Raw genomic sequence first — 18,179 nt, 5'->3', positions numbered from 1 at the left:
CAGCCCGGTTCACCACACCGATGGTGCTGATGAGCGAACGGCCCGCCAAGGTCGAGGACCGGACCGTAGCCGGCGACGGGGACCTGACCGACGGCAAGGACAGGGAGTCCGCAATCGCCACCTGCTGGAGTGCGCCACCCGCTACATCAACTCGTGCACCTGACGGCCAATCAGTACGCCGAGCCGTTCTGAGAGCCCCTGCATCCACCGTCCAGACCCGGCTCGGCCAGCCGATGCGGTCCCTGACCTGGGGCAAGGGCAGCGGGACGGGCCGGCGCTGCAAGTTCGCCCTCACATCGGACAAGATCCTGGTCTCTTCCTGCGACCGGGCCAGCCGCTGGTGGCTCGGCTCGAACAACACCAACGGCTGCCTGTGCCAGTGCTTCCCCAAGGCCACCGAACAGCCCCCTGCACAACCCCGCAGACCTGGCCGCCGTCGCCGGCCAGCACAACGAACGCCCACGCAAAACGCTCGGCTGGGAAAACCCAGCCGAGCGCCTGCCATGAACTGCTCACTACCTGATCAGCACAACCACGTGTTGCAACGACCCTAGAAACCGCTGTTCAGAGGGCGCCGACGATGTCCTCGACCCGGGCCTTCGCGTCGCCGAAGAGCATCGCGGTGTTCTCCTTGAAGAAGAGCGGGTTCTGCACGCCCGCGTACCCGGAGGCCATCGAGCGCTTGAAGACGATGACCTTGCCGGCCTCCCAGACGGTGAGCACCGGCATGCCCGCGATCGGGCTGCTGGGGTCCTCCGCTCCGGCCGGGTTGACCGTGTCGTTGGCGCCGATGACGAGGACGACGTCGGTCTTGGCGAAGTCGTCGTTGATCTCGTCCATTTCGAGGACGATGTCGTACGGCACCTTGGCCTCGGCCAGGAGCACGTTCATGTGTCCGGGCAGGCGGCCGGCGACGGGGTGGATGCCGAACCGCACGTCGACGCCCTTGGCGCGCAGCTTCGAGGTGAGCTCGGCGACAGGGTACTGCGCCTGGGCGACGGCCATCCCGTACCCGGGGGTGATCACCACGGACCGGGCCTGGCTGAGGAGTTCGGCGGCGGCCTGGGCGGTGATCTCCTGGTGCTCGCCGTAGTCGACGTCGGCGCCCGACGGGGCCTCGATGCCGAAGCCGCCGGCGATGACGGAGATGAAGGAGCGGTTCATCGCCTTGCACATGATGTACGACAGGTAGGCACCGGAGGAGCCGACCAGCGCGCCGGTGATGATCAGCAGGTCGTTGCCGAGGAGGAAGCCGGAGGCCGCCGCGGCCCAGCCCGAGTAGCTGTTGAGCATCGAGACGACGACCGGCATGTCACCGCCGCCGATCGAGGCGACCAGGTGCCAGCCGAGGGCCAGCGCCAGGACCGTCACGGTGATCAGCAGCCACAGCTCCGGCGTGATCACGAACCACACCGTGAGGCCGACGAAGAGGACTAGCGAGCCGAGGTTGAGGGCGTTCTTACCCGGCAGCACCAGCGGCTTGGAGTTGATCTTCGCGGAGAGCTTCAGGTACGCCACGATGGAACCGGTGAAGGTCACCGCGCCGATGAAGAGGCCGATGAACACCTCGGCGTGGTGGATGCCCAGCGTGCCGAGGGCGTCCAGGGCCTTGGCCTCGTGGCCGTCGGGGTCGTGCTCGACGTTGAGGTAGCCGTTCCAGCTGACCAGTACGGCCGCCAGACCGACGAAGGAGTGCAGCAGCGCGATCAGCTCGGGCATGCCGGTCATCTCGACGCCACGGGCGCGCTGGAAGCCGATCACCGCGCCGATCAACATGGCGCCGGCCATCAGGCCGAGGCCGGCGGCGCTGACTTCGCCGTCGATCGCGAGGACGACCGTCGCGACGAGCGCGACGCCCATGCCGAGCATGCCGAAGGCGTTGCCGAGTCGGGCCGACTCGTGCTTGGAGAGTCCCGCCAGCGCCAGGATGAACAGCAGCGCGGCGACGAGGTAGGCCGCCTGTGCGGCAAGGGTCGCAGACATGTCAGCTCCGGTTGAACATGGCGAGCATGCGACGCGTCACCGCGAAGCCGCCGAAGACGTTGATACTGGCCAGGAGGATCGCCACGACCGACAGCACGGTGACCGCCGTGCTGGAGTGGCCGATCTGCAGGAGCGCGCCGACGACGATGATCCCGGAGATCGCGTTCGTCACCGACATCAGCGGCGTGTGCAGGGCGTGGTGCACGTGGCCGATCACGTAGTAACCGATCACGATCGCCAGGACGAAGACCGTCACGTGCGGCAGCAGCGCCGCGGGGGCGAACGCGGCGAGGAGGAATAGCGCCAGGGCGCCGAGGGCCACGCCGCCGAACCGCTGCTTCGGCGTCATCGGCGTCTTCGCCGGCTTCGCCGGTTCCGCCGCGGCCTTGGCGGGTGCGGCGGCCGGGGCCGCCGAGACCTGGACCGGCGGGGGCGGCCAGGCGGACTCGCCCGCGCGCACCACGGTGATCGAGCGCTGAACCGGGTCGTCCCAGTCGAGGACCAGGTGCCCGTCCTTGCCGGGCGTCATCAGCTTCAGCAGGTTCACCAGGTTGGTGCCGTACAACTGCGAGGCCTGCGCGGGCAACCGGCCAGCCAGGTCGGTGTAGCCGATGATCGTCACGCCGTTGGCGGTGACGACTTTCTCGCCCTTCACGGTGCCGACGACGTTGCCGCCGTTGGCGGCCGCCATGTCGACGATCACCGAACCGGGCTTCATGCTCGCCACCATCTCGGCGGTGATCAGCGTCGGCGCGGGGCGTCCCGGAATCAGGGCGGTGGTGATGACGATGTCGACCTCGCGGCACTGCGCGGCGTAGAGCTCGGCCTCGCGCGTCTTGTAGTCGTCGCCCATCTCCTTCGCGTAGCCGGTCTTGGAGACCTCCACCTCGGGGGACTCGATCGACAGGTACTCGCCGCCCAGAGAGCGGACCTGGTCGGCCACCTCCGGTCGCGGGTCGGTGGCCCGGACGATCGCGCCGAGCGAGCCCGAGGCGCCGATCGCCGCCAGGCCGGCGACGCCGGCGCCCGCGACGAGCACCTTCGCGGGCGGCACCTTGCCCGCGGCCGTCACCTGGCCGGTGAAGAACCGGCCGAACTCGTGCGCCGCCTCGATGACGGCCCGGTAGCCGGCGATGTTCGCCATCGAGGACAGCACGTCCATCGACTGCGCCCGGCTGATGCGCGGCACGGCGTCCATCGAGAGCACGGTGAAGGGGCGGCGGCCCAGGTCCTCGACCATCGCCGGGTCGAAGGCCGGGGAGAACATGGCGATCACCGTCGCCTCCGCCCGGACCCCGTCCAACTGCGCGGCACTTGGGGCGTTGACCCCGAGGACCACGTCCGCCGCCACCGCATCACCGACGGTCGCGCCGGCGGCCTCATAGGCGCCGTCGGTGAAACCGGCCGCCACGCCGGCCCCCGGGTCGACCACGATCTCGTAGCCCAGTTTGCGGATCTGTTCGACCGTGGCCGGCGTGGCCGAAACGCGACTCTCACCTGCCCGCGCTTCCTTGAGGACTCCGACAATCACGAGTGTTCTCCGTTCGCTGCGTTCGCCGTCAACAACCCGCCGACTTCTCAAATTCATATCGAGTTTCAGGCCTGACCAGCATCAGGCCGCCCCCACCTCGATAGGAAGCTCTCCAGCCGTGATCAATGCCACATCATCCCTACGACCCTGACCAGGGGCCTTCGGTGTCCGCGCCCCCCGAGCATGTGTTTGCCGCTCCTGCATCACAACCGCATTGACCCGGCTGGTTCGTCATGCATGCGCCGTGCACACCTTGGCCTGCCCCTGCGGCTCGCTCTCGGCCAGGGCGTTCTCGTGGCCCTCGTCCAAGCCGCCGGTGAAACCAGAGGGTCCGAACGCAGGCGTACGTATTGGCCAGCGCGGAGTCCGGGTACAGCTCTCCGTCGCCGTGCACCTGGCTCGCCCTGTCGAGGATCCGCTGCACCGACACCAAGGTCGCGACCTTGATCGCCTGGATCTCCCCGCGCCCTCCACGAACGGCTCAACGGCAGTACGGCCCCTGGGCCATCTACCTGGTTCCGGCCGGCAGGTCGAGCACCGGCTTCCGACGCGGCAGCAGGCCAGGCGCGAGGTCAGTCGCTGAGGACGTCTCCGAAGAGGTCGAGGCCCCCGGCGTCGGCGCCGATCGGAACCTCGGCCCAGATCGTCTTTCCCTCACGGGTGTAGCGGGTGCCCCACCGATCGGCGAGCTGGGCGACCAGGAACAGGCCGCGGCCGCCCTCTTCGTCCGGCCGTGCCCTCCGCAGGTGCGGCGAGGTCTCGCGGCTGTCCGAGACCTCGCAGATCAGGGCGCGGTCCTTGTCCCGCAGGAGCCGCAGGTCCACCGGCGGAGCCCCGTACCGGATGGCATTGGTGACGAGTTCGCTGACGATCAGCTCGACGGCGAAGCCGACGTCGTCGAGGCCCCACTGCTCCAGCTGCGCGTTCGTCGCCGCCCGGGCTCCGGCCACCTCGACCGGATCCGGGTCGACGCGCCAACCGGCCATGTGGTCCTCGGCCAGGGCGTGGACGCGGCCGACGACGAGCGCCACGTCGTCGTGGCCGTCGGCAGGAAGCCCGGACGCGACGATCCGGTCCCGGACCGCGGCCGGCGGAAGACCGGAGCACTCGTCCAGCGTCCGGCACAGAACGGCGACTCCCGCCTCGGGATCATGCTCGGCGCCCGTCACGAGCCCGTCGGTGAACAGCGCGAGCAGGCTGTTCTCCGCGATCTCGAACTCGGCGGACTCGAAGGGCAGGCCACCGACGCCCAGAGGCAGGCCGACGGAAACCTCGAGCGGCGCGGCGGCGCCGCCGGGAGCGATCAGGACCGGCGGCAGATGACCCGCGCTTGCCACGGCGCACCGTCCGTGTACGGCGTCGTACACCAGGTACAGACACCGCGCGCCCACCGCCGGGTCCATGCCGTTCGCCTCCTTCGGATCGATGCCGATACGCGCCTGTCCGATCAGGTCGTCGAGCCGCCCGAGGAGCTCCTCGGGCGCGAGGTCGAGCGCGGCAAGGGCACGTACGGTTGTCCGCAGCCGCCCCATCGTGACCGCAGCGTGCAGCCCGTGCCCCACCACATCACCCACCACGAGCCCGACGCGGGCGCCTGACAGCGGGATCACGTCGTACCAGTCGCCGCCGACCCCCGTGAGCCCCTGACCGGGGGCGTAGTAGTGGGCGATCTCCACAGCGGTGTGCTCGGGCAGCTCCTGCGGGAGCAGGTTGCGCTGGAAGAGCAGGGCGGTGGCGTGTTCCTTGGCATAGCGCCGCCCGTTGTCGAGGCAGACCGCCGTGTGGGCGACCAGCTCGGCGGCCAGTGCGCGTTCGGCGTCGCTGAAGGGGGCCCTTTCGGCGGTTCGCACAAGGGTGACCATCCCGAGCCCGGCGGCTCCGGCGGTCAGGGGAAGGGCGAGTCGCCTGCCGTCGGCCGGGAGCCCCCTCCAAGGCGCACCGCCGTGACCTGCGCCGATACCGCCGGTGACCCTGCGGGAAGGTGTCGATTCGCCCCAGGGAGCGGGTTCCTCACCAGTGAGTACGGACTCCGCCAGGTCCACCCATGCCACGTCCGTGAGATCTGGGGCCACCACATCGACGAGTTCCTCGCACGTTCGGACCCCGTTCAGTGTCGTGCCGATGCTGGAAGAACGGCTCAGCAGCTCGAGACGTCGTTGGGCCTCGTAGCGCTCGGTGATGTCGAAGGCCGATTCACAGACTCCCAAATGGCGGCCGGCGGCGTCCTGCAGGCGGAAATAGGAGCAGGACCAGACGTGGTGTGTGGGTGGGTCGCCCGGCAAGGCACTTCGGAAGTGGAGGTCGATGACGGGTTCGCCGGTCCGGAAGACGTCCTCGATCACCGCTTCGAGCGAGCGGCCTCGCCATTTCGAGGAGATGATCTCCCCCTCGGGGAGGATCCTTCGAACCTGCAGGCCGTAGTAGTCGTCGCCCCTGAAGCCGAACTCGTTCTCCATGGCGGGGTTGACCCACTTCACCCGGGTGCCCTCGTCCATGACGGTCAGCGAGATCGGCGACTGGGCGGAGAGCCCGGCCAGCATGGCCTGGTCGGTCGCCCAGCGTTCCATCTGATCCGCCTCGACGGACACGACGCCCCAGGCCGCGGTAGTCGGCTGCGCCTCGGCGGGCCCAAGCCGCAGGACGTACAGCACCACGTGCACGACGCTCCCGTCGCGCCTGCGGAGGGCCCACTGATCGCCCCACGACTCGACGGGTTGGTCCGGGGCGAAGAGAGGAGGCCCTTCGACGGGGACGAAGCACCTGTGGGCCGGCGTTCCGAGGACGTCCTCGGCCCTGTACCCGTACAGGTCCTGGGCCGCGGCGTCCCAGCCGATGATGTCGCCCCGGTGATCGAGTACGGCGGTGGCCATGATCCCCAAGCTGAACGGAGTACCGAGGTAACGCTCTCCTGCCCCGGGCGTACTCATGGCGGCCTCCCGATGGACGTCTCCCCCGTCGTCAGGCTACTCGGCGTAGGCGTGACAGCGCTCGACGGAACTGCGCGCCGGGGCCCGGCAGGACTCGCTGACGGACTCTGCGGTGCTCCGACCACGCCTCGCCACGAACTATATCCGATCATGATTCGAGTTCGAGAGTTGTGCACCCGATGCGACCCGGCCCGGCCAGGCGGCACCAAGGGCTCCTACCCGCGGTCAAGCCCGACCGTTGCTCCGCCGCCCGGACCTGGCCGCCCGCGGCACGGGACCTTCCGCATCAGCGAGGTCGGTCGTCGCACCAGCCGTTCGGCGCATCGCCTACATGACGTCATGGAAGTGGAGTCCCCCACGACATGTCGGGGCGCGATCGAGCGCTCCGCCGAGACAGCCGGGGAAGCGGACTGAAGGCTGGTGCTCTACGACATCCAGCCCGACGCCGACGCACGCCAGCCACTCATGTCGCGCGGAACCGGCCTTCCTCCGCCTCCGCGACCCGTCCTCCGCTCATCAGCCGGTCAAGGTGTTGCACGGCGGTCCTCCGTTCCACCGGCCTCACCTGTGGCCCTTCGACGTGGGGCCGGTAGACCAGTCGATGCTCGACGATCTCGTCCACGGTCCGCGGCTCACGGAGGAACGTGAGGAGCGCCGCGTCCCTCTTCTCCACCACGTCGGCGAAGGCATCCAGCCTGCGGCGGAACTCCGCGGCGCCCTCGATGACGCCTTTCTGGTGGGACGTGCCGTACCAGCGGGCGTCGATCTCCCGGCAGCGGCGCATCGACGCCTCGAAGTCCACGAGGTTGCTGCCGACGTCGCCGTAGTACGGACCGAACGACGTGAGGTCGATGTCCGCCACGAACAGGAAGCCGTCCGGCTCGATCAAGAAGCCGCTGTGGCCGGCGGTGTGGCCGGGGAGGTGTACGACGGTCACCGTGCGGTCCCCGAGGTCGAACACGGTCCCGTCGCCGAAGCCCCTCGCGTCCGGCCGTTCCCGGACTTGGAACGCCTCCCACATCTGCTCGCCGAGGGCATCGGCCTCATCGGACGGGAGGCCGAACTGGGCGAGCAGAGCCTCGCGCGATCGCAGCGCGTCGAGATCGCCTTCATGGATGTGGACCGGCACCTCGTAGCCTCCGAGACCGGCGATGTGGTCCTCGTGCGCGTGGCTCACGAGGACCGCGTCCGCCGGGGGAGCCGCCCCCAGCAGCGACAGCGACGGATCAACGACCAGCGACGCGGACGAGCCGCGCACGAGGAGCGAGTTGCCGTGCGGGTAGGCGCCTCCTCCTTCGCCGACAAGCACGCTGACCCGGCCGTACTCTGCCGGCCTGTACCCTCCGGCGGGCGTGTCCATCACGTGTTGATCCTCCGGGTTGACGTTCGGTTCCAAGGCCGGTCGCCTCACGCGGCAACCGTCACCCGGCTCGTCGCGTGCATCAAGGCCGCGTGATCCCCCTCCGTGCCGGCGAGCTCCAGAAGCTCCGCATCGGCCGCGCCGGGAGAGGCGGCGGAATTTCGACGACCTCTCATCCGGGCTGCTTAAACTCAAAACTGATTCCAGTTATAGTTTAGCGGCCGGCCTCTTCCTCTGACAGGTGGATTCCGGATGAATCCTGGTCGTGCCGCGAGGGACACCGGCCGACGCGTCGGCCTCCACGGCTGGAGAGGCAGGAACACAAACCCTGCACCACTCGCCCCTTCACCCCTGTGAGATGACGGTTCGGAGACGGTGGAGGTCCTCCTCTCCGACGCCGGAAGGACGCAGGACGGCGTTCCAGCCGTCGACGTACTCGGCCCGGTAGGTGTGGCCGTGGCCGTCGGGCACACCCGTTGCGAACGGGAGGTCGGCAGTGACCTGCCAGAACGTCACGAACGGGACCCAGAACATGCTCTCCAGCACATCGTGACCGGGAGCTTCACCGATCCAGTCCGGCTCGTCGTACATCAGGTGGGGTCCCCACCAGACGATCGGGTCCGAAGCGTGCAGCAGGTACAACACGCGCGTGCCCTCCCACGGCGTGTCCGACGGCGGGACGGCCATCGCCGCGTCGGAGGCGAAGCGCACGGTGCGCCCGTTCTCATAGACGGGCTGAATCTCGGGGCTGCCGGCCTCGCGGTGATCACTGAATCGTCGAAACAGCGTGTTGAACTGGGGCGGGCCCGCGAAGAGCGTGCCCGACGTACGGTTCCGGAGGTCGTACTCACCGCTGAAGGCGGTCTCACCGCCGAACGACCCGAGGCTCTCGCCGGCCACGTACAGCCGCGGGCGGGCGTCGGGGGGCAGCTTCGACCAGGTGTCGTAGACGGCGTCGAAGAGTTCTCGGCCCGCCTCGCGGGCCTTGGACTGGTCGACGAGGTACGACATCCATGACGGCAGGTAGGAGTACTGCAATGCCACGGTCGCGGAGTCGCCGCCGGTCAGGTACTCGAAGCTGTCCACCGCGGCGGGGTCGACCCAGCCGCTGCCGGTCGTCGTCATGACCAGGAGGTTGTGGCGCCGGAACCCGCCTATGCGGCGCAGGTCGGCCACCGCGCGGGCGGCCCGGGTCTCCGTGTCGCCCGCCGTCTGCAACCCCGCGTACGAACGAACAGGCTCCTGCGCCGGGCGGCGGGTGAACCGCTCGATCTCGGCGGCTGAGGGTCCGCCCGCCACGAACGTGCGCCCCTTCCTGCCCAACGAGTCCCATGGCACGAACGTCCCCGGGCCCCCGGAGCGCAGTGCGGTCGACGGCCGGACCACCCCCTCCTCGGTCTGGGTGTCCCGCAGTGAGAAGGCCTGGTTCGCGGCGGCGACCAGGCCGTCGACGAGCAGACCGCTCAGCAACAGCACGGACGCGGCGGCTACCAGGATGCCGCCCACCGCCTTCGCCGCCCTCTCACCCACATACATTCGGAGCAGGCCGGCCACCCAGCGGTACACCCGGCGGACCCCGCGAGCGGCCAGCAGGATGATCCAGAAGAACAGGAAGGCCACCAGGGGCATGACGATCGCCTGGAGAAGGCTGTACTCCGTCACACCGAGGAGCAGGCGGATCCGGTGCTGCCAGTACTGGCCGAGGCCGAATGCGACGCCGAACAGGACGACCCCGGCGACGAGGAGGACGCGCCAGGACCGGCCTCTCGCAGGACGTGGTTCCCTGTCGGTGAAGGCCCGCCAGATCCACGCGGCGGTCACACCGAGCGCGTACCCGATCGCGGCGAGGATCCCGGTGATCACCCCCTGGAGGATCCCTGCACGGGGCAGGAGCGACGGGGAGAAGGACAGGCAGCCGAGAAGCAGGGCACCGCAGGCACCGGGCAGGGTCGCGTGCCGGATCGGCAACCGTCTGCGGGCGTCGGTCGGCGCGGCGCCCCGCTCCTCCGCGTGCCGCCGGCCGTCGTCAGGTGGCGGCACGCCCGGTGCCGTCGGTGGCCCCTGGTCCATGAGTCCTTCCTCCTCCTCGTGCGCGAGAAGCGCTCGGTCACCGGAACCGCGAAGCCGCCGGGTGGGCACGGCGTGACGAAGACGACCCCCGCCACGGGCGGACCGGCGGAGGACCGGCGTCCTCCGGAGCCGCGTCGACCCTGCTCATACGCTGTCCAGGGCGGAGACGAGACTGGCCACGGTCACGGTGTTGAAGACGAAAGCGATGCACGCGTTGACCGTCACGGTCCGGCGCATCTCCTTGGACGTCACGTCGACGTCGGTGGTGCCGAACGTCGTCATGACCGAGAAGGCGAAATAGACGTAGTCGATCCAGCTCGGGATTTCCTCGCCCGGGAAATCCAGCGCCTGTTCCTCCTCCACCAGGTTGTCGGCCTGGAAGGCGACCGCGAAGGAGACGGCCACGCAGATCCAGGCGACGGCGACCAGGATGAGCGCCACCGCCGCGCGGGGAAGGGGTTCGAGTTCGGAGCCCATGTGCCCGGGGCGCCACACGACCGCCACCACGAGGGCGGCAGCCGCGATGAAGAGAGAGACCCCCGGGCCGGGCGCTGTCCCGTACACGTACCGCTGGAGCACCGTGCCTCGAGACTCGCGGTCGGCCCAGCTGCGCACCCTCTCCGGGGATGCGGTCGAGAAGGCGATGGTCGTGATCAGGAGATAGGGAAAGAGGTAGGCGAGCAGCAGGAGCACGCACACGTCGGCCCCCGAGATCTGCGCCCAGCTGTGATCGAGACCGAGGAGCAGCGCCGCTGTTCCCGCGGCGATGCATCCGCTCACTGTCGACCGGCGGCGTTCGGAGAGCCACTGGTTCCGACGGCGCGGTCCGGAACGTGACGGATGCACGGGTGGACTCCTTCAGGACACCGACTGCCGGCCAGTTCGAATCCTGAAATTACGGCATGCCTCCCGCCCACCGGTGGTACGAGGCGGGGTGTCGTCCGGGCAACGAGCAGCCTCACACACCCTTCCCGCTCGGTTCGATCGCCGGCAGCAACCGTGTCACCCTGCGGAATCGGCTGGTGCGGTGGGCGCAGCGGGCTGAGAACGACGCGAGAACCAGCGTGCGACGGGTTCCATCGTGACTCCGTGCAGGACGACGCTCAGCAGGACGGTCGCGCAGGTCACCTTGACGACGAAGGCCGCGTCGTCACCCGTCAGCTGGGTGTACGCGAGGACGGCGAAGACGATGGACGTGACGCCGCGCGAGCCGAGCCAGCCGACGGTGAGACGTTCGGCCCGGCTGAAGCGCGTGCCGGTGAGCGCGGCGACCACGGGCACGATCCGGGCAACGGTGAGAGCGAGCAACGCGTAGCCGAGGACCGGCAGGTCGATTCCGTCGGCGAACTCCTCCGCGATCAGCGCGCCGAAGGTGAACCACACCGCCAGGGCCATCAGATGGCTGGCGTCGTACACGAGATCGAGGTTGTCGTCGCCGACGGCATGCGCCGTGCGGGCGTAGCACAGACCGGCGACGAACGCCGCGACGAAGCCGTTGCCGTCGATCAGCACGGAGGCCGCGAAGGCGAGGAACGGCAGGGCCAGGATCGCCATGCGCAGCCCGGCGGGCGTGGCCCACGCGCGCTCCAGGCACCTCCGCACCAGCCAGGCGGCCACGAGCCCGATGAGTCCGCCGGCCAGAACCGCGTACCCGGCCCCCTTGAGAGCGTTCACGACGAGGTCGGTGAAGGTGTCGCCGTCAGTGGTGCGCAGATTGGCCACGCAGAACACGAAGAGAGGGGAGATCAAACCGTCGTTGAATCCTCCCTCGATGTTCAGGGCTGCCCTCACCCGCAGGGGAATCCGTTCGTCCCTCAGGAACATGAGGACGGGGGCGAGGTCCATGGGCATCACGCAGAGCGCGGCCACGGCGAGGAGCCACCAGTTCGTTCCGGGGAAGAGCAGGGCGCCGAAGAGTACGGCGAGGAGGACGGAAGCCGGCAGGGCCAGGCCCAGGAGACGCCCCTCCCCCACCGTCTTGCCCAGCCGCTCGTATCCGGTGGCCTCAGTGGCGTCCGTGAACAGCATCACGGCCAGCACGAGTTCGACGATCCTCTGGAACGTGTGGGTGTCCAGGTCCAACGAGACCGCCGGACGGTCTCCACTGGTGAGGACGAGTCCGGCGATCGCGAAGGCGATGGGCGCCGTGACGCTCCAGCGGGCGAGCCGCTCCGACACCAGGGACCAGAGGAACAGAAGGGACAGGAGGACGAGGACAGCGACCATGAGGACTCACAGAAGCAGAAGGGTGACAATTCGAGCCATAGGGGCATCCTCGCAAATCCCGGGTGAGGCGTCGGCTCCCCCGTGGTGTGATCACACCGTGTCCGCTTTCTGCGATGCAGCCGAGCCCACCGCCCGCCTCTCATGCGATGTCTCGTTGAGAGGCTGCCGCGGGCAGGGGCAGGGAGGTGGCCTGAGGGGACCTTGGTAGACTGTCGAATTATGATCGAGTTTGCTCGTCCGGCTGGAGGACCGCGTGGTTGAGGAGAGTGCCGGCGGGTCGAAGCGCGGCCGATCGGCAGGCGCAGCGCCAGTGGCGCCCCAGGCGCCCGCCCGGCCGGAAGCGTCACTGCAGCGGCGTGGAGTGGCCCGGGTCAAGGCGATCCTGGACGCCGCGGAGGAGATCCTGGCGGAGAGTGGCTACGAAGCGGCCACCCTCAAGGCGATCGGAGAGCGGGCGGGGATTCCGACGCCCTCCGTGTACCACTACTTCAGCGACCGCTATCAGGTGGACGCCGCCATCATCAAGCGTCACGGCGAGGCGTTGGCGGGTGTGCTCGACGGCATCGAGAGCGAGGAGTTCCGATCGGTCCCGGATCTCGTGACCCTCGTGTTCGATCCGATCGTCGCGTACTTCCGGGCGCATCCGAGCTGTGTCCAACTCTGGTTCTCCGGCCGCAACGAGACTCTGAGCGCCCTGGTCAAGGAGTTCGACGATCGCGTGGCGGAACGGCTGTGGCGTCTGGGGATCGGTCGCGGACTGCTGCGCGTGGACACGCCCATCCTCGTGATGAAGCTGGCCTTCGAAGCCGGCGGCCGTATCTTCGATGTCGCGTTCCAGCAGGACCGGAACGGGGACGAGGCGACGATCACGGAAGCGAAGCGTCTGGTGACCGCCTACCTCGAGACCTACGCGGAAAAGGTCACGACCTCTCGGGGCGAGTGACGTGCCGGGCCCGGGCCCCTGTCCCGGGCGCGAAGGAGGCGGATGCCACGGGGCGGACCGTCGACGGTCCGCCCCGTCCCGCGGTGTGTCACCGCAGAGGGGCGCCCCACCGCACCTGTTCCCGGATCCGGTTCTTGAGCAGCTTGCCGCCCGCGTTGCGCGGGAGCGCCTCGGCGACGACCGTGGCGTACTGGGGAACCTTGAAGTCGGCGAGCCGGTCCCGGCAGTGCGCGAGGACCGCCGCGAGGTCGAGCCCGTCCCGGGCCGCGTAGAGGACGGCGCCCACCTTCTCGCCCATCACGTCGTCGGGCACGCCGAGGACGGCGGCGTCCTCCACGCCGGGCGCGGAGAGCAGGACGGCCTCGACCTCCACGCTGGAGACGTTCTCCCCACCCCGGTTGATGATGTCCTTGATCCGGTCGACGATGTGGACACGGCCGGCGTCGTCCACCCGGACGATGTCACCGGTGTGCAGCCAGCCGTCCACCACCGTCGCCGCCGTGGCCTCCGGCCGGTTCCAGTAGCCGGACATCACGTTGGCGCCCCGGACCACCAGCTCGCCGAGGTTCGGATCGTCGCCGAGCGGCACCAGGCCGAGGTCCACCGACGGCACCGCGTATCCGACGGAGTCCGCGTGCTCGACGGCGTCGTCGTCCGGCAGGGCGGTGATCAGCGCGGCCGTCTCCGTCATGCCGTACCCGTTCATGACCCTGGCCTGCGGGAACGCCTCGCGGAGAGCCCGAACCAGGACGGGGGCGATCGGTGCGCCCCCGTACGCCACGGTGCGCACCCCGGAGATGTCGGCGCCGGCGAAGGCCGGGTGGCGCAGCAGCAGGGCGTACACCGCGGGCACGGTCACCAGGAAGGAGATCCGCTCCGCCGTCAACGCCTGCACCAGCTCCGGAAGGTCGAGCGCGGGCATGATCACGGATGTGCCGCCGACGTAGGCGGCGACCAGCAGTTGCGCGTTGCAGGCGGTCACGTGGAACAGCGGTACGGAGATCAGCGTCCGTAGGTCGGGGCCGGCCGTGCGCGGTATGCCGAAGCAGCGGACCACGTTCTCCGCGCTCGTGAGGAACGACTCGTGTGTGGTCGGCACGCCTTTGGGGTGGCCGGTCGTGCCCGAGGTGTAGAAGAGAGCGGCGATGTCGTTGCGGTCGGGGTCCGCCGTCACGAACGGCGCCCCGTCGGGCAGCGGGGCGTCGGCCGACAGGTCGACGCGCACGCCTGCGTCCTCGAGGACGAATTCGACCTCCGGTTGCGCGGACCGTGTGTTGACCGCGACGGCGATGGCGCCGGCCATGACCGTGCCCCAGAAGGCGAGCACCCAGTTCGTCCCCGCCGGGTACCGCACGGCCACCCGGTCCCCCTGTGTCACGCCGAGGGCGCGGAGGCCGCCGGCGACGCGCGCGGCGCGTTCCCACAACTGCCGATAGGTCAGTCGGTCCCCGCCGAGTTCGACGAGCGCCTCGGCGTCGGGCCGTTCCTCGACGTGCGTGCGGAGCAGGTCGAGCAGCGTCGCCGGTACGTCCGCGTAGTGGGGGACGCCGTTCGCGTCCCTGGTCAGATCGTCCTGGGGAAAGGGATCACGCGCGCGCGTGAGGGGGATGATGGTGTGGGGCATGGCAACGGCTCTCCTGGAAGAGGTGGGGAACACCTGCACACGTGCGGTGTACGGGGTGACCAGGGCGCCGCCGCACCCCGACCTCCCCGGTACGAGGTCGCGGCGACGCCCTGATCGGAGCCGAGTCGGGAGCGTCCCTGGTGCGCCGACTCGACGTTCTGGTGGCGCGGTGTGTCCGCGTGGTGTCAGCCGCGCAACGCGGAGGCGAAGATTCCCGGTAGGGCGGACCAGCGGGGCGACGCGGCGAAGTCGGCAAGGAGACGGCCGGTCGTGGCTGCGGTGCGGTTGCTGACGAACCACGGGGGCTTGGGCGACAGGGCGGCCTCGCCGTGCAGGACCGACCGGGGCGCCGGCCGGAACGGGCCGCGGACGACGGTGCGTTCCGGCGTGTCGAGCAGGAGCGCGTTGTGCACGATGCCGATGCCGCTCTGCACGTCGTCGAGGGTGTGGCCCGGGAAGGCGCCCCAGGTGGCCGTGGCGGTGAGGTAGCCGACGCCGGTCCAGGCGTTCAGGGCGACCGTCCCGTAGCGGAGTTCGGCGATGATCCTGTCGAGCGAGCAACCCAGCTGCGCGATGGTGCGCGGATGCGCGATGAGGTTCACGCCGAGCGTGCCGGCCAGCCTCTCGTTCGCGGTGAGAATCGCCTCGTCGAGAAACTGCCCCATGTCTCCCGGGAGTTCGAGCACCGCGAGCACCGGGCCGAAGTACTCGGTGGTCAGGGCGGGGCCTGGAGCGGCCGGGTCGAGGTCCGTGAGGAGCACACGGCCCCGGTCGAGGCGTCGCGCGCCGGGGTACGCGTCGACCGCCCCCCTCACCCGGTCGTCGCTGCCCGGGTAGTAGGCGGGCCGGGCCGGGGCTTCGGACAGCGCCCGGCGTACGTGCGCCAGGAAGCGGTCCTTCTGGGGCCAGTCGGAGTTGACGACGAGGACCTGGCTGGCCACGCAGTTGTAGCCGCCGTTGTGCAGCTTCTGGGTGGCGATGTGCTCGGCCTGGTAGCGCAGGTCGGCCTCGGACCAGTCGCCCGGTATCACGATGGTGGGCGAGACCCCGCCCAGTTCGCTGGTGACCGGCTTGTCCAGGAGCGGCTTCCCGGCCCTCTTGCGGGCCGCGCCCTCCTCGCCCGTGCCGAAGACGATCGCGTCGTGCGTCGCCGCGCTGCCGGTCATGTGGACGTGGCCGACCTTCGGGTGGCGCACGAGGTACGTTCCGACGTCGGCGCCGCCGGTGAGGATCCGCACCGCGCCCAGCTCGATCAGGGGGGCCAGGACCCGGCTGAAGACCTCGTACAGGCCGTCGGTGACGGGGTTCAGCTTCAGGGCCACCACCCGGTTGTGCGCGTACAGCTCGTACAGCACGTCCAGGACCGGGATCGAGGTGATGTTGCCCGCGCCGAGCACCACCCCGACGCCGCCGGTCTCGGTCGGGCGGAGCTGGCCCAGACCTGCCTGGGCGCGGACCGTGTCCTCGGTGGCGCCCGGCGGCATCCACACCTCGGCGCTGAAACCGCTCAGCAGCAGCTGGTCCCAGACGCCGTGCGGCAGCACCCGGACGGCGACCCGCCCGCCGGGCGCCGGCTTGACGGAGAAGCCGTCGACGGGGCTGCGGCCCGCCTCCAGGGCGCCGACGGTCGCCGCCAGCGCGCCCGCGGAGGTCAGCACCGGATACGGGCCGGTGATCCACTCCTCGCCGAGCAGCGGGCTGTCGTCCGGCAGCCTCTTGTACGCGGCGGCGGCGCGCACCCACGCCTCGGCCTGCTCGGCGGTGGCCGCGTGCACCCGCTCGATCAGTTCGCGGCGCTCGGCCAGGCCGCAGGCGGCCCAGGCGGCCTCGCCGCGGACCAGGTCCTCGACGGCCCGGTCGATCTCCCACACCTGCTCGGTGGAGGGTGGGGGCGGCGTCATCGGACGGCTCCCTTGATGAGGTCGGCGGCCTTCTCGGCGGCCATGATCGTGGGCGCGTTGGTGTTGCCGCGCGGCACCGACGGGAAGACCGAGGCGTCGACGACGCGCAGGCCCGCCACGTCGTACACGCGCAGCTCGGGGTCGACCACCGCGCCGATCGCGCACGTCGACGTCGGGTGGAACAGCGTCTGCCCGGCCCGACGCGCCCAGTCGAGGAGGCCGGCGTCATCGTGCGAGGTCGGCACGTCGAAGGCCTCCGTGACCAGACCGGCCACCGCCGGCCGGGCGGCGATCTCCAGGGCGATCCGGAGGCCGGCGACGATGGCGGCCCGGTCCTCGTCCGTCGTCAGGTAGTTGTGGACGATCCGGGGCGCCGCGTCCGGACGGGTGGAGCGCAGGGTCACCGCGCCGCGGCTGCTGGGGGCGACCACGCACGGGCCGAAGGAGAAGCCGTGCCCGGTCGGGGCGCCGAGGCCCTCCTGGTGGAAGAGAACCGGAGCGGCGTGGAACTGGACGTCGGGGGCGTCCAGTTCGGGACGGCTGCGGAAGAAGCCGCCGGCCTCGCCGATGTTGGAGGTGAGCGGGCCGCGGGCCTCGCTCTGCAGCAGCGCCGCGTTCTCGGGGGACGCCGCACTGATCAGCGACTCGGTGTCCGTACGGAAGTTGAGCAGCGTCATGTAGTGGTCCTGCAGGCCCTGGCCGACCGGCAGGTCGCGGACGACCTCGATGCCGAAGGCCGACAGCTGGGCGGCGGGCCCGATCCCGGAGAGCATCAACAGCTTCGGGGACTCGTAGGCCCCCGCGGACAGGATCACCTCGCGCTCGGCCCGGACGACCTCGACCTCGCCGCCCCGCTCGACCTCGACGCCCGTGGCTCGGCCGCCCTCGATCACCACGCGGTGGGCGAGGGCCGAGGAGAACACGGTCAGGTTCGGCCGGTCGAGGGCGGGGTGCAGGTAGGCGACGGCGGCGCTGCACCGCAGTCCGCCGCGCTGGGTCAGCTGGTAGCGGCCGACGCCGTCCTGGGTCTCGCCGTTGAAGTCGTCGTTGGCCTGGTGACCGGCCTGTTCGGCGGCCCGCACGAAGGCCGTGGCGAGGGGGTGGCGGGACCTGCCGTCGCTGACCGTGAGCGGCCCTCCCTCCCCGTGGTAGAGGTCCTCGCCGCGCTCGTTGTCCTCCGAGCGGCGGAAGTACGGCAGCACGTCGGTGTACGACCAGCCGGTCGCCCCGGCTGCGGCCCAGCCGTCGTAGTCGGCTCGGTTGCCGCGGATGTAGATCATCGCGTTGATCGAGCTGGAGCCGCCGAACACCTTGCCCCGGGGCAGGTAGGCCCGCCGGCCGCCGATGCCCGGCTCCGGGTCGGTGTCCAGGTCCCAGTCGAGCGTGGACTTGAACAGCTGGGGGAAGGCGGCCGGGACGTGGATCTCCTGGGCGGTGTCGGGGCCTCCGGCCTCGATCAGCGCGACCCGGACGTCGGGGTCCTCCGAGAGTCGCGCCGCGAGGACACAGCCTGCGGATCCGGCGCCGACGATGACGTAGTCGTACATGTTCATTCCGTCCCTTGAATGAAGAATGCATGGTCACGAACTAGGGGTGTGGGGAGCGCGTGCCGGT

Annotated in this window: 11 protein-coding genes; 1 reads left to right on the top strand and 10 read right to left on the bottom strand. The window is 70.1% G+C overall.

Annotation, left to right across the window (positions count from 1 at the left end; all coding sequences use genetic code 11):
- Positions 1-564: 564 nt before the first annotated feature.
- The 7 genes from pntB to ABFY03_RS33125 all read right to left on the bottom strand — a co-directional run bounded on the left by pntB (position 565) and on the right by ABFY03_RS33125 (position 12,097).
- Complete coding sequence (gene pntB / locus ABFY03_RS33155) at positions 565-1,983, bottom strand: Re/Si-specific NAD(P)(+) transhydrogenase subunit beta (RefSeq protein WP_346171621.1); 1,419 nt, start codon at positions 1,981-1,983, stop codon at positions 565-567.
- Position 1,984: 1 nt separating this feature from the next.
- Positions 1,985-3,514 carry a Re/Si-specific NAD(P)(+) transhydrogenase subunit alpha gene (locus tag ABFY03_RS33150; RefSeq protein WP_346171620.1) on the bottom strand — a complete coding sequence of 510 codons (1,530 nt, stop codon included), beginning with the start codon at positions 3,512-3,514 and terminating at the stop codon, positions 1,985-1,987.
- A 572-nt stretch (positions 3,515-4,086) separates the two neighbouring features.
- The gene (locus tag ABFY03_RS33145) at positions 4,087-6,168 is read right to left on the bottom strand and encodes a SpoIIE family protein phosphatase (RefSeq protein ID WP_346171619.1); all 2,082 of its coding nucleotides are present in this window, start codon (positions 6,166-6,168) and stop codon (positions 4,087-4,089) included.
- Positions 6,169-6,904: 736 nt separating this feature from the next.
- On the bottom strand, positions 6,905-7,801 hold the full coding sequence (locus tag ABFY03_RS33140; protein WP_346171618.1) for an MBL fold metallo-hydrolase: 897 nt from the start codon (positions 7,799-7,801) through the stop codon (positions 6,905-6,907).
- Between the two features lie 345 nt (positions 7,802-8,146).
- Positions 8,147-9,871, bottom strand: a complete 1,725-nt coding sequence (locus tag ABFY03_RS33135) for an alpha/beta hydrolase (protein ID WP_346171617.1) — start codon at positions 9,869-9,871, stop codon at positions 8,147-8,149.
- Positions 9,872-10,015: 144 nt separating this feature from the next.
- A complete protein-coding gene (locus ABFY03_RS33130; RefSeq protein WP_346171616.1) occupies positions 10,016-10,717 on the bottom strand; it encodes a DUF1345 domain-containing protein in 702 nt (233 codons plus the stop codon).
- Between the two features lie 156 nt (positions 10,718-10,873).
- On the bottom strand, positions 10,874-12,097 hold the full coding sequence (locus tag ABFY03_RS33125; protein WP_346171615.1) for a cation:proton antiporter domain-containing protein: 1,224 nt from the start codon (positions 12,095-12,097) through the stop codon (positions 10,874-10,876).
- 229 nt (positions 12,098-12,326) lie between these two features.
- Between ABFY03_RS33125 and ABFY03_RS33120 the strand changes: the two genes are divergently transcribed.
- Positions 12,327-13,040 (top strand): TetR/AcrR family transcriptional regulator, encoded by a 714-nt coding sequence (locus ABFY03_RS33120; protein WP_346171614.1) that lies wholly within the window; start codon positions 12,327-12,329, stop codon positions 13,038-13,040.
- 88 nt (positions 13,041-13,128) lie between these two features.
- On the opposite strand, the gene ABFY03_RS33115 is transcribed toward ABFY03_RS33120, so the two are convergent.
- The 3 genes from ABFY03_RS33115 to ABFY03_RS33105 all read right to left on the bottom strand — a co-directional run bounded on the left by ABFY03_RS33115 (position 13,129) and on the right by ABFY03_RS33105 (position 18,118).
- A complete protein-coding gene (locus ABFY03_RS33115; RefSeq protein ID WP_346171613.1) occupies positions 13,129-14,664 on the bottom strand; it encodes a class I adenylate-forming enzyme family protein in 1,536 nt (511 codons plus the stop codon).
- A gap of 185 nt (positions 14,665-14,849) precedes the next feature.
- The gene (locus ABFY03_RS33110; RefSeq protein ID WP_346171612.1) at positions 14,850-16,565 is read right to left on the bottom strand and encodes an aldehyde dehydrogenase family protein; all 1,716 of its coding nucleotides are present in this window, start codon (positions 16,563-16,565) and stop codon (positions 14,850-14,852) included.
- On the bottom strand, positions 16,562-18,118 hold the full coding sequence (locus ABFY03_RS33105; RefSeq protein ID WP_346171611.1) for a GMC family oxidoreductase: 1,557 nt from the start codon (positions 18,116-18,118) through the stop codon (positions 16,562-16,564). Before ABFY03_RS33105 ends, ABFY03_RS33110 begins: the two co-directional genes overlap by 4 nt.
- Between the last annotated feature and the right edge of the window lie 61 nt (positions 18,119-18,179).

Origin of the sequence: Streptomyces roseofulvus (assembly GCF_039534915.1) — a bacterium.
GTDB lineage: Bacteria > Actinomycetota > Actinomycetes > Streptomycetales > Streptomycetaceae > Streptomyces > Streptomyces roseofulvus.
Note: the sequence above shows the minus strand (reverse complement) of the source record. Positions and strands in the feature narration are given on the sequence as shown.

Bases quoted from the DNA above. Each gene is read 5' to 3' on its own strand.
- pntB (WP_346171621.1), bottom strand. From the start codon at position 1,983: ATGTCTGCGACCCTTGCCGCACAGGCGGCCTACCTCGTCGCCGCGCTG.
- ABFY03_RS33140 (WP_346171618.1), bottom strand. From the start codon at position 7,801: ATGGACACGCCCGCCGGAGGGTACAGGCCGGCAGAGTACGGCCGGGTC.
- ABFY03_RS33135 (WP_346171617.1), bottom strand. From the start codon at position 9,871: ATGGACCAGGGGCCACCGACGGCACCGGGCGTGCCGCCACCTGACGAC.
- ABFY03_RS33125 (WP_346171615.1), bottom strand. From the start codon at position 12,097: ATGGTCGCTGTCCTCGTCCTCCTGTCCCTTCTGTTCCTCTGGTCCCTG.
- ABFY03_RS33115 (WP_346171613.1), bottom strand. From the start codon at position 14,664: ATGCCCCACACCATCATCCCCCTCACGCGCGCGCGTGATCCCTTTCCC.
- ABFY03_RS33110 (WP_346171612.1), bottom strand. From the start codon at position 16,565: ATGACGCCGCCCCCACCCTCCACCGAGCAGGTGTGGGAGATCGACCGG.
- ABFY03_RS33105 (WP_346171611.1), bottom strand. From the start codon at position 18,118: ATGAACATGTACGACTACGTCATCGTCGGCGCCGGATCCGCAGGCTGT.